This is a genomic window from Spirosoma liriopis (genome assembly GCF_023196085.1).
Lineage (GTDB): Bacteria > Bacteroidota > Bacteroidia > Cytophagales > Spirosomataceae > Spirosoma > Spirosoma oryzicola.
This window is the reverse complement of sequence record NZ_JALPRF010000002.1, coordinates 1,759,962-1,774,863: the sequence shown is the minus strand read 5'-3', so window position 1 is coordinate 1,774,863 and position 14,902 is coordinate 1,759,962. Positions and strand designations below refer to the sequence as shown.

At 50.7% G+C, this 14,902-nt stretch carries 13 protein-coding genes and 1 tRNA gene; 5 read left to right on the top strand and 9 right to left on the bottom strand.

The annotated features are described in order from the left end of the window. Positions 1-124 precede the first annotated feature (124 nt). Positions 125-1,027 (bottom strand): histone deacetylase family protein, encoded by a 903-nt coding sequence (locus M0L20_RS16335; RefSeq protein ID WP_248477982.1) that lies wholly within the window; start codon positions 1,025-1,027, stop codon positions 125-127. 110 nt (positions 1,028-1,137) lie between these two features. Here M0L20_RS16335 and M0L20_RS16330 point away from each other — a divergent pair, with 110 nt between their 5' ends. The 3 genes from M0L20_RS16330 (at position 1,138) to M0L20_RS16320 (ending at position 2,793) form a co-directional block, all read left to right on the top strand. Further along, positions 1,138-1,887 (top strand): SDR family oxidoreductase, encoded by a 750-nt coding sequence (locus tag M0L20_RS16330; protein WP_232561978.1) that lies wholly within the window; start codon positions 1,138-1,140, stop codon positions 1,885-1,887. Between the two features lie 66 nt (positions 1,888-1,953). Beyond that, complete coding sequence (locus M0L20_RS16325) at positions 1,954-2,394, top strand: hypothetical protein (protein WP_248477980.1); 441 nt, start codon at positions 1,954-1,956, stop codon at positions 2,392-2,394. A gap of 78 nt (positions 2,395-2,472) precedes the next feature. Beyond that, complete coding sequence (locus M0L20_RS16320) at positions 2,473-2,793, top strand: hypothetical protein (RefSeq protein WP_232561976.1); 321 nt, start codon at positions 2,473-2,475, stop codon at positions 2,791-2,793. A gap of 70 nt (positions 2,794-2,863) precedes the next feature. Here M0L20_RS16320 and M0L20_RS16315 read toward each other — a convergent pair whose 3' ends face one another. The 6 genes from M0L20_RS16315 to M0L20_RS16290 all read right to left on the bottom strand — a co-directional run bounded on the left by M0L20_RS16315 (position 2,864) and on the right by M0L20_RS16290 (position 11,009). Next, the gene (locus tag M0L20_RS16315; protein ID WP_232561975.1) at positions 2,864-3,598 is read right to left on the bottom strand and encodes a YciE/YciF ferroxidase family protein; all 735 of its coding nucleotides are present in this window, start codon (positions 3,596-3,598) and stop codon (positions 2,864-2,866) included. A gap of 229 nt (positions 3,599-3,827) precedes the next feature. Further along, positions 3,828-4,997, bottom strand: coding sequence for an alpha/beta hydrolase family protein (locus M0L20_RS16310; protein WP_248477979.1), 1,170 nt, complete (start codon positions 4,995-4,997; stop codon positions 3,828-3,830). Between the two features lie 140 nt (positions 4,998-5,137). After that, a complete protein-coding gene (locus M0L20_RS16305) occupies positions 5,138-7,483 on the bottom strand; it encodes a DUF7133 domain-containing protein (RefSeq protein WP_248477977.1) in 2,346 nt (781 codons plus the stop codon). A 51-nt stretch (positions 7,484-7,534) separates the two neighbouring features. After that, on the bottom strand, positions 7,535-7,900 hold the full coding sequence (locus M0L20_RS16300; protein ID WP_248477976.1) for a hypothetical protein: 366 nt from the start codon (positions 7,898-7,900) through the stop codon (positions 7,535-7,537). A gap of 13 nt (positions 7,901-7,913) precedes the next feature. Continuing rightward, complete coding sequence (locus M0L20_RS16295; RefSeq protein WP_248477974.1) at positions 7,914-10,679, bottom strand: FtsX-like permease family protein; 2,766 nt, start codon at positions 10,677-10,679, stop codon at positions 7,914-7,916. A 3-nt stretch (positions 10,680-10,682) separates the two neighbouring features. Continuing rightward, positions 10,683-11,009, bottom strand: a complete 327-nt coding sequence (locus tag M0L20_RS16290) for a PadR family transcriptional regulator (RefSeq protein ID WP_232561970.1) — start codon at positions 11,007-11,009, stop codon at positions 10,683-10,685. 351 nt (positions 11,010-11,360) lie between these two features. On the opposite strand from M0L20_RS16290, the gene M0L20_RS16285 reads away from it, so the two are divergent. Further along, a complete protein-coding gene (locus tag M0L20_RS16285) occupies positions 11,361-11,957 on the top strand; it encodes a hypothetical protein (RefSeq protein WP_248477973.1) in 597 nt (198 codons plus the stop codon). 112 nt (positions 11,958-12,069) lie between these two features. On the opposite strand, the gene M0L20_RS16280 is transcribed toward M0L20_RS16285, so the two are convergent. Next, positions 12,070-12,141 (bottom strand) — tRNA-Glu (locus M0L20_RS16280). Further along, complete coding sequence (locus tag M0L20_RS16275) at positions 12,127-12,324, bottom strand: hypothetical protein (protein WP_248477972.1); 198 nt, start codon at positions 12,322-12,324, stop codon at positions 12,127-12,129. The genes M0L20_RS16280 and M0L20_RS16275 overlap by 15 nt, the downstream gene beginning before the upstream one ends. Between M0L20_RS16275 and M0L20_RS16270 the strand changes: the two genes are divergently transcribed. Further along, a complete protein-coding gene (locus tag M0L20_RS16270; RefSeq protein ID WP_248477971.1) occupies positions 12,323-14,887 on the top strand; it encodes a M14 metallopeptidase family protein in 2,565 nt (854 codons plus the stop codon). The two genes, M0L20_RS16275 and M0L20_RS16270, sit on opposite strands and share 2 nt — an antisense overlap. The last annotated feature ends 15 nt before the right edge of the window (positions 14,888-14,902 follow it).

Genomic DNA, 14,902 nt, shown 5'->3' with positions numbered 1-14,902 from the left:
CCCGGATTTGGGTATTGTCTACCTAATCTATGTGGAGTAGCTTTGCTTAGTTTTTATCCACACCGGTCGGTTACTCAATCTAACAACACGGGTCGTCTTGGTCACGCAGGACGACCATTTTTTGTTAAAAGAATCGATCAGCCGCTACCCGAAATGTATTGCAGTGCGCTTCTACAATATCCGTCAGGCGGGGTGAATAGCCTCCTCCCATTGACACCGTAATGGGCAGACCAAAATGTATGGCCTGTTCAAACACAAACACATCGCGTGTCTTACAACCCTCCCGGCTTACCCCCAATTTACCCAACCGATCTGACGCCAGAATATCCACTCCGGATACGTAGAATAAAAAATCAGGCTGTTCGCGCCGAATCAGTGCAGGTAAGCTATCGTAGAGTGTATTCAGATAGAATTCGTCGGCGGTACCCGTCGCCAGTTCAACATCCAGATCAGACTGTTCTTTCCGGAGCGGATAGTTATCTTTCCCGTGCATGCTGAACGTAAATACGCGTGGCTCCTGCTGAAACATCACGGCGGTACCATTGCCCTGGTGCACATCCAGATCGATGACCAGTATTTTTCGGGCCTGATTCGTTTCCAGCAGGTAATGGGCCGCAACCCCAACATCGTTGAGCATACAAAAACCTTCTCCCCGATCTGGGAAAGCATGGTGTGTTCCACCGGCAATGTTCATAGCGACGCCATCCCGGTAAGCAATCTGCGTACAGTCAATCGTTCCCTGCGTAATGATCCATTCGCGCTCGATTAGTTCAGGCGTAAGCGGAAAGCCAATCCGACGCACCATAGCGGGTGCCAGCGTTCCTGTTTTCAGTGCCTCCACATAGTCCGATGTATGTACGCCCAAGACCCAGCGGTCGCCAACGGGCGCGGGGGCAAAAAAATTGTTATCCGTACAAGTGCCCTCATAAAGCAACTGTTCGTGGATTAGTTCGTACTTAAGCATTGGAAAGCGGTGACCCTCAGGTAATCGAAGCCGATAAACGGGCGAAAAGGCAATTTGAAGCATGTACGTATACGTGTCCCGTTTGATAAGGATACGGCTTACTTAACCCAACATCGATTGATTGTGTTACCAATCCGAGTAGTTTGAGCGTTTCTAGAGTTCATCCAACTTCTATGAAAACAGCTATTATTACCGGGGGTGGTCAGGGAATTGGCCGAGTTGTCACACAGTATTTGCTCACGCATGGCTACCGCGTGGCTATTTGGGAGGCCGATACCGATGCGCTGGCTGAACTCCGCGAAGCGTTTAAAGCCTCTTCAGCCCAAATTCTATTTGTCTCCTGCGACGTGTCCAGCGAAGTAAACGTGCGTAAAGCCGCCGAACAAACCTTCTCGCATTTCGGGCAGATCGACACGTTGATCAACAATGCGGCTATAATGATTGAAAAGTCGCTCGACAAATTAACGCTTGATGAATGGAACCGCGTCATCGGTACGAACCTGACCGGAGCCTTCCTTTGCGCCAAACACGTAGCCCCATACCTGGCCTTACAAAAAGGCAGCATTATCAATATGGGCTCAACACGGGCGTTTCAGTCGGAACCCGACACGTTTCCTTACACAGCCAGCAAAGGAGGTATTCTATCGCTGACTCACGCACTGGCCGTTAGCTTAGGACCCGATATACGCGTCAATGCCATTAGTCCGGGCTGGATTGATGTGTCGGCGTTGAAAAAGAAAGCCAAGGCAAAATCGGAGGAGCTACGTCCCGAAGACCACGCCCAGCATCCGGCGGGCCGGGTCGGTCAGGCCGATGATATTGCCCGCATGATTCTGTTCCTGATTGCACCGGAAAATAATTTTATTACCGGTCAGAACTTTATAGTGGACGGTGGGATCACCCGGAAGATGATCTACGTGTAAAGAAGGCAAAACATCCTGTACCTTTGTCAGGTTTACACCTTACACTTTTTTTCAGCATCACACCCCATGAATATTGAAGTTGCTACCGCATTCGAAACGGCTCCCCTGGAAGTACTCGACTTACAGGTTGTGCCTAAAACGGCTACGGGAAAATCATTACTTTCTTTACGTCTCCTCTTGCGTAAAGATCGCAAAACAAATCTGCTGCACATTCCCACCTTATCGTGGTTTGATGCCAGTAAGTTACAGCGCTTCTCGCAGGAGTTAGCGTCTGCCCATTATCCTGAAACCTGTCAGGTCGATTTAACCGACGCGGGTATACGCTTAACCGGTTCTGTCCGGCGACTGGCAGGGCGGTGGACTACTGGTCGGACTGTTCGGATCGAGCCGCTTTCATCGTCGGCAACTTCATTCGCAGCGTTTACCATTCACGCGTCTCATCACGATATTACAAGCTATGCGGGTAAACTGTACAATCGACTTTGGGAAGTATTTACAAGAGGTTAATTAAGGTTTAGTACGCTCAACTATCCACCGATGTTCTCCGTTGGTAGTTGAGCGTAATTTATTTTATCGCTCAACTATATGGAAAACACGAATCAGGATGCTATGCTGAACGAACAGGGACAAACATTTACTCCCGATACAGGCGGCCCTGTACAAGCACCCGACCAAAGCACAATGCTGAACCAAGAGTACGATCCAACGGATCTATCAGGAGATGCTCATTCGGTACCGACAACCCCAACCGACGAAGAGGAAGCTGCAACAGGCAACGATGGTATGGGTGCCGTTTCGGGTAGTCCCAACATGGAAGCCGACTATTCTAACTACGGAAACGGTGATACCCTCGGTAACAACGACGGTACGGAAGACGATCCCGAAGAGACCGACTATTCAAACTAGTCTATTTCTGCCTACTATATGGCATAAAAAAGGCCCTTCGTTGGAAGGGCCTTTTTTATTACTTGTCTGGTTAGATACCCGATGTACCACCGATTGGTCCATTGGAGGTGTATCCTGTTCCTGAGTTGGTATAACCAGAGCCGGTCGAAGTCGTGCTACCGTACGAGCTGTCTGAGTAACGCGTACCGTCTGGACTAACCACGCCACCCTGGCTGTAGTCGTCACGATCGTTATCGTTCCGGTACGAATCATTGTCACTTTCCGACGCGGCCCGGCTGTTGATAAACGACTCTGCCAACGCGGTTAGTTTTTTGTCCGTATTTTTCTCTTCGTCTAGCGTCTGTTCAAGCAGTCGAGCGGCTTCGGTATAGCCAAGCACCTGTGCCAACGTAACAGCAGAACCGTACGCAGCGATTTCGTGGTGCTCGATTTTCTGACCGGCGATGATCAGACCAGCGTCACGTGTCAGCGAACCGGATTCGGTATTCGATACGACTAACTGTGCGTCGTCGGCCAATCCGTCAATCGCAGCACACGCTCCTTCTTCTACATCAACTCCAATGCTGTTGAAGACTTGCTCCAGCCGAGTCACCTGGTTCCGGGTTTCGTCCTGGTGTTGCAGGAAGGCACTGCGTACTTCGTCAGTCGTAGATGCATCAGCTTGTTCGCCTAGCGCGTCCACGGCTTGCTTTTCAGCATAATATATGTTTTTTAGTTCGGTAACGAACAGGCCATGAAGACCTTCTTGTGTGGCTGAATCATTACCTCCAAAGAAATTAGCGATGCGTTCTCCAAACGTTGCCATAATGCTACTGGTTTTAAGGTTAGTTAGTTTATTGTCTTGTCCCTCAATGTACCAATTCCATGCCAACCGCTGATAGTCTGCAACTTACCTATTTGAAGGTGATACAATTGTTTCTATTTTTCCACAAGTTCTGTAGAGTATAGATACAATAGTGCAACAATGTGCCCGCCAAGCCTATGCCAAGCAGCGCGAAGGATTAACAGTAAAGTAACACCACGTAACTGTCGGTTTATTTTAGCAAGGTCATCACTGCTTCATCACCGACAACAGCAGAGTTGGGCTGAGGAAAAGCATCGTTAAACACCCGCAGAGCGTTTGGATCGAGTAATGTATTCCGCTTTTCGTCAATCTGACCGTCTTTCAGCACTCGGTTTAGGTCTAGTTTCAGGTGCTTTGCCAGGAATTGATAAGCAGCCATGCGCTTGCTAGGGCCATAATCATGTCCTTCGTCCGGTAAGTGAACGTTTTCGAGTTTATCCGTAGCCCCGTAGAATTCATAGATAGTACGGATGTATGGGAACTCGACAGTAGGCGTATTTTTTGTCCAGTCTTTTCCGTCCGATACCAGCAGCATAGGGCGCGGGGCGGCCAACCCGGCAATTTCTACGTTGCTGGTCTGGTGTGTAGGACGCTTGTGAATGGGCATACCACTCTCGCAGACGCAACCGCCGAAAAAATGCGCGGAGACCATTACAACCGGTACGGAAACCTTTACCCTCGAATCAAGCGCCGTGAGCAAAAACGTTTGTGTTCCTCCACCCGATTCACCAGATACACCGATCCGGTCTGTGTCGACTTCGGGTAAACTGGTTAGAAAATCCAGGGCGCGTAATCCGTTCAGCGTTTGTAGCTTCAGCGCCTTTGGAATCTTATGCGAACACTGTTTTGAATCACCATAGCCGAGCATGTCGTAGATAAATACCACGGCTCCCATCCGGGCCAGCGTCGCACACCGTTGCTGCGCCTGCTCCAAGAACCGGGCGTCCTGGTTGGCTGTGTGTCCGTGTGGGCACAGAACGCCCGCCGATTTGCCCGTAGCCTTGAGGGGCCGATACAAATTGCCCGTCAAGTAAATGCCCGGTAAGCTTTCGAACGCTACGTTTTCGACCGTATACCCATCCATCTTCCTGAGGCTGTGACGAATCGGACGAAGGGGTGCAAACAAAGGTTTCGTTGGCAAGTCCATTCCCTCCCGAAGTCCCTGGCGAATTTGGTGGGCACGCGCTTCCCAACTTGTTCGGTCGTGGTAGGTACTGGCAAACGTTCGTAAAGCCTCCGCTCCCTGCGCTTCGGTATAATAAGCCCCCTGGCATAAGTCAGGGCGATCGGGATTAGGCTGGGCGCTAAGTTGCCAAGCCCACGTAAGACTAATCAGTGTGGTAAGAATTCGGATGTACATACGTGATTTAGGTATAGTCATTGCCAAACTAAAGTGGTGTCAGGTTCTCAAACCTGACACCACAAATTGCTTTAATCTCATGATGTCGGCGGGGCCGCCCGCGCGGTTCTCAAACCTGACATCACAGAAGATTGACAGCGCTACTGTCCTGCTTTTTCAATCTCGGCTAATGTCCAGGCTTTAGTTCGTCCGTTTGTTTCCTGCCGAATCTTTTTGACGTCTTCGGGTTGAACGAAGGGTTTGAAGTTGCGTCGTTTGAGCACATCCAGCGGAATTCCTTCTGCGTTCGTAGGCCGTGGCCCTGCGGGTGGCGGACTAGGCGGAAAATTGCCGGTGTAGCCAAACTCGTAGCGGATGTAGCTCAGTACGGAGGCTATCCATTCGTCGTCATTGGTCCCCATCGACGGCATAACGTCCGGGTAGTTTTTGTCGTCAACCGGCCCTTGCAGACCGTGGAGCAGAATTTTGATCACGTCTTCTTTTTCGCCGACAATGCGCTTGGAACCGAACAACGGTGGTGCAACCATGCTGCTCCCACCAATGGCCAGCCCTTTGCCATCCGGTCCGTGGCAGGTAGCGCAGAGTGTTTTAAATGTATTGGCTCCCGCCATCACCAGTTTACGGTCGGCGGCCTCAAGACGGCCAAGCCGCAAACCATACGTCTTTACATCGTCATTCTTAAGCAGACTTTTCTTTGCACTAACGAGCATTTCGTTGCTGGTACTTTGCTCCACAATGTCACTGGCTAGCGTCTTGGCTTTTGCCGACGTACTGGTATGCGTCGACAAAATGACTTGGGTACGAACGTCGTAGCTTGGGTCATTTTTAAGTTCGTTCAGCTTCTCCAATACCTGCTCGTCGTTTTGCTTTACGTACCGCTCACCAATCCAGACAGCGGCTCGTCTAAGCTGCGGGTCGCTGTCTTTCATCATGGTAAACAGAATATCTTTATCGATTGCGTCTAACCCTTCCAGCGTCCACAAAGCGTGGAGTCGTCCCAACACCGAAGGTTTCTGGTTGAGAGAACCTTGCTGCCCGACGGCGATCTGCTTCAAAACGGGCACGATTGATTTGTCGCCTGCGATTACGAGTTGCTTTTGTGCATTGTCGCGCCACCAGCCATTCGGATGATCCAGATACGTAACCAGCTTAGCAACGGACTCATCGAGCATGTGCGGCTGGGGACCCGGTTTCATGCCATCATAGACCAGTCGGTAGATACGTCCGTGCTGAATATTTTTATCCAGTCCTAACCGCTGAATCTGTGGGCGCAAGTAACTGCCCTTTGGCGTCCACTGCGACTCCTGAATAATGCCCCGGTTCATGTCTACGATGTACAGACAGCCATCGGGCCCCGTGTACGTGTTGACCGGACGGAAGTTCATGTCGGTCGAGGCAATAAATTCCTGCTGCTTATACGCGTTCTCTAATCGTAGTTTTCCGTTCGTGTTAATGACCTTAGCCCGTCGGATGATTCGGGCAACGGGTTCGCCAACCAGGTAGTCGCCAACCAGATCAGCCGGGAGTTTATCGCCCCGAAAAATAGATTGACCGTTGCTGGCTGTGAAATGGTTAAGCGTACTATCGGGAAGCCGTAGCCGACGCAACCCACCCTGAATGTCGGGCGTGGCCATAATCGGCCATACCGCGCTGAACTCTTCATTGTATTGGTCTGGAAACTCAAGACCGCCGTATGCGGGATTGATCTGAAAACCGGATGCGGGAACTTCAGCGCCCGCCCGCGAAAAGAACAGACGTCCATAGTTATCGTGCGTAAGTCCCCACTGCCCGTTTGAGCCGCTCGGCATCGTATCCGCTTTTAGCATACCGTTCGTGTACCGAAACCGTACCGGATCGACGGTTACGTAAATCCAGTTGTCCAGGTTCCAGTCCAGACCGCTTCGCTGGTGTTCCAGATTGCCGGGTGCTTTTTTCCCGAGCTGAAAAACGGTTTTTTTCGAATCGGCAACGCCGTCGCCGTTGGTATCTTTATAGCTATGAATGTCGTAGGTGTCGGTTTCGTTGACCAGCAATTCGTGACCAACGCACAGGATCATTCTCGGCAACAGCAGCTTATCGATGAACACCGAACTTTTGTCCATTTTTCCGTCATTGTCCGTGTCTTCCAGCAGCATGATCCGGCTTACCGGCGTATGCTCGTTAGAGCCGTCCACGTCCTGCATGTAGGTGTCCATCTCCGCTACATACATTCGGGCATTTCCGTCCCAGGCAATAGCAACGGGCTCTTTGATCATCGGATCACTGGCGACCAACTCCATGTGGTAGCCTTTGGGCACTCGAAACGAGCGAAGGCTTTGTTCGGGCGTTAACTGCGTGGGCGACGGATTGGCCGTAAAAGCCGGTACGGTATCTACTTGCTGCGCGGTCGATTCGGTAGCCGTGGTGGCGGTTTTCTGGGCTACCCGGCACGTTACTGCCAGCATCGACAAAGCAATCAGACCTACTGTTGAGAGCTTACTTTTCATGAGTATAGGTTTAGCGTATACCCAAAAGAAAACTCTCGTACGCTCTTACTGCTACTTCGTCAATAAGCTGTCGAGCGATTTCCGAGACCGCCGGAAGCGTGTGACTATGAGGATGCTGACGGCAATAACCAAGCTAGCCGCCGAGAAAAGTAAGTACGGTATCTGGCTGAACGGTACCGTGATTCCCTGCGACTCGAAGGCCCGGCATTTAAGTACTTCTTTTTGCAGCTCGTTCTTACCTGTTACAGCAAACGACTCGTCGTAATGGATTCTTCGGCCCGCTTTATTTCCATCGATTTGAATCGAGAGCGTTTGCTGGTCATCGCTAATGCGCGTTCTCAAGGTTGACGAGGTAGGCCCCTGGGCCATTGACAGTGAGCTGACGAGTAGCAGCAAACAACACAGTTTCATTTTCATGGATTCATACAGTTTATTCGCTGCGTAGACTTTTCACCGGATTCATCAATGCCGCCTTAACGCTATGAATACTTATTGTTGCCAGCGCAATGAGCACAGCCCCAAGACCAACCAGAACGAAAACCCACACGCTTATGGCAACGTGCTCCGTGTAATTAGTAAGCCAGGACTGCATACCCAGCCAGGCTATCGGCGTAGAAATAGCCAACGCAATGATCACCAGCTTGACAAAATCCTGCGAGAGCACCACAACCAGGCTGGGGATGCTGGCTCCCATCACTTTCCGGATGCCGATTTCCTTGGTTCGCTGCTCAATCGCCATCAGGGCAATAGCGAACAACCCCAGACAGGACAATAGGATGGCAATGCCCGAGGCCAGGCTGAACAGCCGGGAAAGCATTTCTTCATTCTGATACCAAGCATCCACGTTTTCGTCCAGGAACGAGCCCATAAATTCGGCCTGCGGAGCGACTTCGTTCCAGACGCTTTTCAGTTTATCCATTGCCCCCGCCAAACTCGACTCCGACACGCGAACGAAAATGTAGTGAATGGGCTCCGAATGCGAAACGTGCATCATAATCGGGTTCTTTTCGTCAGCAACCGAATACAGGTGAAAGTCAGCAACGACGCCTATAATCTGCGACTTGGCCCCCGTCGTGTCTTCATCATCTCGGAAATAAGTTCCGACGGGATTAGTCTCTCCAAGTTGCTTGGCCAAACTTTCCGTAACGACCACCCGATCCACGGAGTCGGCAGCATAAGCCCGGTTAAAATCCCGACCTGATAACATTCTAATGTTCAACGTTTTGACGTAATCGTAGTCAACCAGCAGCCAGTCCGTGGCGATCTTTTTGCCTTTGTAGGTAAGTCCAATCGTTGACCGCGAACTGACACGATCTTTCCCCTGCCCCAAATTGACGCCCGTACCAGTAACCGCCAGTACAGCCGGGTCGGTAGCCAGTTTGTTTCGCAAGCGTTGTAACACCTGACGTCCATTGACCTGATTGCCAACCGGAATGCTGATCACCTGTTCTTTCTGAAAGCCGAGTGGCCTTGTTCGCAGATAATCGACTTGCTGAGCGGCAATGATGGTACAGCAAGCCAGCAGACAGGACATGGCAAACTGGGTAACGATGAGTGAGTTCCGCAAGATGCCGGGACGTCTCATGGAGATTTTTCCTTTCAGTACCTCCACTGCGTTGAACTTGGTCATTTGCCAGGCCGGGTAACCGCCCGCCACCAACGCTACCAGAATAAAAACGCTCAGCATCAGCGCGACAAAACCCGGTTGCAGCAGATAATCGAACGATAGCCGGGAGTCGAACGTAGCGTTAAATTGCGGGAAAAGCAGGTAAGTAAGCAGCAGACCAACCAGAAAGCCGATCAGACAAATCAAGGTAGCCTCTCCGCCGATCTGCACAAAAAGTTGATTTTTCAGCGCGCCTAACGACTTACGGACGCCCACCTCACGAGCGCGGGTAAACGACCGGGCAATGTTCAGGTTGATGAAGTTGATACAGGCAATCAACAGAATAAAAAAAGCGATGCCTAACAGCACATAAACAACGGCTATTGGTGCTCCTCGCCCGTTCGATATGTCACGGTCAAAATGAACGTTGGTTAGTTTTTGCAGCCGAACAGCCATTATATCGCCCCGTTGATCGGGCTTGGCTCCCTTCTTGACAAGCTCTTCCAGATTGCCCGGAAAGTATTTTTGCGTAAACGGCTTCAATCGCTCCTCCAACGTAATTGGATCAACGCGGGCGGGCAATTTGACGAATACGGGATGAAAAAAAGCGCTCCAATTTTCTTTTTCGGTTTGGTAGCTGGGTGCGTTCTCCACCCGGACCAACGCATCGTACCGAATCGATGAATTGTAAGGCGCATCACGGATCACACCGCTGACAATGTATTGTTTAACGGTATTGTCACTACCGACTTTTACGGGCTTACCAATGGGATCTTCGGTACCGAAGGCTGCCCTGGCCATGCTTTCGCTGAGCACGATACTACTCAGGTTATTGAGCGCGTTTGCCCGATTGCCTTTGATGAGTGGAAACGAAAAGATTTTCAGAAAATCGGGATCGGTCATCGAGACCAGCTTGTCGAAATACCTGCCCTTCACTTCGACCAGACTCTTCCGACCTGTTACCAGCCGGGTGGCGGCTTCAATTTCTGGATAATCGGCTTTCAGGGCGGGCATCAGCGGCAGCGGCAAAGTACCCGTCCTGCTCACTTTTTGGGGGTCATTCGAAAAAAGATACGCCTGAAAAATCCGGTCGCTGTCCTGATGAAACTGATCAAACGTCAGTTGCAGGTAGGCCGTCAGAAACAGAAAGGAACAGATGCAGAAGGCAACGGACAGTCCAACCACATTGATAGCCGCGTAGCCTTTACTCTTCCAAAGCGTACGGAAGGCGATTTTCAAATAATTGCGTAGCATATCGGGGCTTACTAAAAGAGGTCTTGGGTAATCACTTGCTTTGTGCTGAGAGCGGATCGATCTATTGCTTATGTTGTTAGCCGTCGTTAAGGGATCGGGTAGCGTCGTTTTTTGCGTTAAAAGTTGGACAGCCCGTTGCCGAATGAAGTAGGGACGAACAAACTTGATCACTTCGAGCAGATAATCCTGTCGCGCCTTTTGCTCGCCAACCGCTATTACCTGCTCGGCAAACTGCTCGTGCAGATCACCTAGCAGTTCTTCTAGCAGTTCGGGCGGGCACACCCATTTAAGTAAGCGGTCGGCCCAGGCCGGAGGAGTTGGCAGCTTATCATCCATAATCTACGTCAGCGAAGGGTTAGGAATGGAATCCCACAGTTGATTGCGCACATTGCGCATCTCACTCAGCGTTTCCTTGCCCGCCGATGTGATCGTAAACAGGCGCTTTCGGCGTCCTCCCCGAGTGGTGGTCGCTCCACCCAATTCCGAACCTACAAAGCCTTTTTCCTCCAGCCGATACAAGGCAATGTGTACGCCACTAAGGCTGATTGTTCGACTGGTACGCAATTTCAGTTCTGCGGCAATCGTAACGCCATACGCATCGCCTTGCAACACCGCTACGGTCAGTAAAACCAACTCTTCAAATTCGCCTAAGTACGGTCTTCCCATCGGGTCAAACGGCTACGTCTGCATTTACTTATACTTTGCTAAACAAATGCCTTGCCAAAGTACGAATAGTGCTTCTAGGTGTTCAGAGCGGCCATTTGCCCGATTTCTGCCGTTCATAGCTTGTCCACAAACGGACAGTTTCCGTACGCTTCTGGACAGCTACCAATATGAATGACAGCGAAGTACTTCGACAGTTTACAGCACGTTTTAGATTCCGTGATTTTCGGTTCATTCCACGCAGATGGTCACCGACAACAATTAGTTTTAGAGAAACCAGATAAACTATTCGTCAGAAACCCACATCTTGCGTTTAGTGACTATCAGGTCACGATTTCCTGATGGCAAGCAGCGATGAAAAGAACGCTTTATTTGGTTTGGCTTTTAACAGCTATTGGTTGCTCGACAAAGAAACAATCGCCCCCGCAGACCCCCACGGATAGTGTTCAGACGACAATCGATTCGGGTCCGATACGGACCAGGGAGACGCTGCCCGAAAAACAGCCTACAAAAAATGCGCTGACCGCCGGGGCTGGTACATGGCATTACGAACGAACAACAGACAACACGAATAATCCGGTCTACAAAGCGTCGGTTGTTTCGTCCAACGTGCTTGACTTTGCTTTTCCTTATGCCGGTGGCTCGGTCGGCACCTTGACCATTCGCAAGCGCAGCACAGGCACAACGGTTTACCTGGAAGTATCGAAAGGTCAGTTTAACCGAAGTTTTCAGGGGGGAAACGCCCAAATTCGTTTTGACAACGGATCGCCAGTTTCGTACTTCTTTTCGGGAGCCGAAAACGGTAGGGCCAATATAATTTTCTTCGATGCCGAGCAAAAATTGATTCGTCAGCTAAAAACGGCCAAAGAGATGGTCGTCACTATTGGGTTCAACAGCCAGGGTACGCACCAGGTTAAATTCAGGGTAGCTGGCCTGCGCTGGGATCACTAGACGCTTTTTCTGTACCACTATGTTCTCAAAATCGGTAGCACAGACATAATTTAAACAAAAAACCCTGAAAACAATGTTTTCAGGGTTTTTGCGCAACATCGTTGCTCGTTAGTGACCGATACGGGAATCGAACCCGTGTTACCGCCGTGAAAGGGCGATGTCCTAACCGCTAGACGAATCGGCCATCTTGTGTCCAAGACCCAACTTTTTGCGTTACCGCTACTTCGTTGTCGAATCGTGATGCAAAAGTAGGGCTATATTTTGATAATGCAATAGATGGCCCTAAAATTTTTTCAAAAAAAACGTCTCTCAGCGATTTAGTGCTATTTTTGAGGGTGTTAGCTTTTAAAATTTTTTTCGCCTTCATGAAACATCTTTTGTTGCTGGTCGGCCTGTTGGTTGCGTCGCTATCGGCTTCATCGCAAACAACCAGCACTACTTCCTCTCGTCCAGATTCACCCGCTCAATTTCTTGGCTACAAGATTGGCGAACGATTCAGTCCTCACCACCGTGTTATTGCGTATGCGGAACAAATTGCCCGACAGATGCCATCCCGGGTTAAATTGCTTCCTTACGGCACAACCTATGAAGGTCGTCAGCTAATGGCGGTTGCCGTTGCTTCAGAAGCAAACCTGGCTCGTCTCGAGGAAATTCGGACAAACAACCTCAAACGCATTGGTATGGTCGATGGTCAGCCGTCGAGTGCCTCACAACCGCCAATTGCGTGGCTTAGCTATAACGTTCACGGCAACGAGGCTGTCAGCTCAGAAGCGTTCATGGAAGTATTGTACCGCTTGCTCGATACATCTGACCCGGTTTCGCAGAAAATTATGAATACAACGGTCGTAATCCTCGATCCGGGTTTAAATCCCGACGGGCATGACCGGTACGTAAACTGGTACAACCAGATGCTGGGTCAGAACCCAGACCCAACGCCGTTTGCCCGCGAACACAACGAACCCTGGCCGGGTGGCCGCTATACCCACTATCTGTTCGATCCGAACCGCGACTGGGCCTGGCAAACTCAGGAGATTACGCAGCAGCGTATGGCACTCTATCAGCAGTGGATGCCCCATCTGCACGGTGATTTCCACGAAATGGGCGTCGAAAGTCCATATTATTTTGCGCCGTCGGCTAAGCCGTACCACGAAGATATTACGCCATTCCAGCGTCAATTTCAGCAGACCATTGGTCAGTATTGCAGTCGCTACTTCGACAAAAACGGCTGGCTGTATTACACCCGCGAACGCTTTGATTTATTTTATCCAAGCTACGGTGATACCTATCCGACTTATAACGGAGCTATTGGGATGACCTACGAGCAGGGCGGTAACACCCGCGCGGGCCTGGCAATCGAGAGAAAAGACGGTGATACGCTAACCCTTCGTCAGCGGATCGATCACCACTACGTAGCCAGTATTGCTACGCTTGAATCGGTGGCCGATCGTCCGGCGGAAGTAGTAAAAGAGTTCGGTCAGTTTTTCGACAAATCGCGCAACTCGCCGATTGGCCCTTACAAAAGCTACGTCGTTAAAGCGAATGGCGACGCTGGCCGCCTGAAGGCACTACAACAACTGCTGGATCGTAATAAAATCACCTATGGTTACGCCGGGAAAGCGCAAACCCTGAACGGTTTTAACTACACGAGTCAGAAAAACGAAAAGAGTGTTGCCGTAGCCGCCGAGGATATGGTTATTAGTTCGTATCAGCCCAAATCGACGCTACTCAAGATTCTGTTTGAACCCAACTCTGCTTTGGAAGATTCGGCAACTTACGACATTACAGCCTGGTCGTTGCCGTACGCGTTCGGGCTGCAAACGTATGGTCTGACGACAAAACTTACGCCTTCGAGTACTCAACCCGCAGCGTCCAGCAAGCCTTCTTCAAGCACGGTTACGAAGCCGTACGCCTACATCGCGCAGTGGCAGTCGCTACCAGCGGTGCAACTGCTGGCGGGTCTATTGAAACAGAAAGTTCGGGTTAGAGCCGCCGAAAAGCCGTTCGAGTTAGATAACAAAACGTACCCATCGGGAACGCTCATCGTAACGCGGGCGGGTAACGAACGATTCGGTGATCGTCTCGATGCGCTGGTCCGGGCCGAAGCCTCCAAAGTTGGCGCTGACCTTACGCCTGTACAGACCGGTTTTGTAACGAAAGGCTCCGACTTTGGTTCTGATTTTGTTACGGGCCTGAAAGCCCCGCGCGTAGGACTTGTCATTGGTGACGGTACCCCTCCCCCATCGGCGGGGGAAATCTGGCATTTCTTCGACCAGGAGCTGAATTATCCGATTTCATTGCTGGATGGCAACACACTGGGCAACGTTGAATGGAACAAGCTGGACGTGCTGATCTTACCGACGAATTACAACTACGCCCGTTTCCTGAACGACAAAAATTTGTTGGCCATTAAAGAATGGGTACGGGCCGGTGGTAAACTCATCGCCCTGGAACGGGCTACGTCGTTTCTGGCGGGCAAGGACGGCTTCGATCTGAAAGAAAAAGAAGACAAGAGCGGTAAGGATAAAGACAAAGGAAAAGGTAATCCCGCCGACTCACTAAAGGTGTACGGCGACCGCGAACGGGTAGCGATCTCCGACGAAACGCCGGGTAGCATCTACCGCGTCAACATCGACACGACGCACCCGCTGGGTTTTGGCCTGAGTGGCGGTTATTACACACTCGTGCAGAACACGTTCAATTTCGATTTTCTGAAAGATGGCTGGAACGTTGGTTACCTGAAAACCGACAATTACGTGGCTGGTTTCTCGGGTAAGAACGCGAAGGACAAACTGAAAAATACGCTGCTGATGGGCGTTCAGAATTACGGTCGCGGCAGTATCGTTTACCTCGCGGATGACCCACTTTTCCGGGGCTTCTGGTACAACGGCAAACTACTTTTCGGTAACGCCGTCTTTATGGTTGGCAACTAACAAACAGTAAGGTAT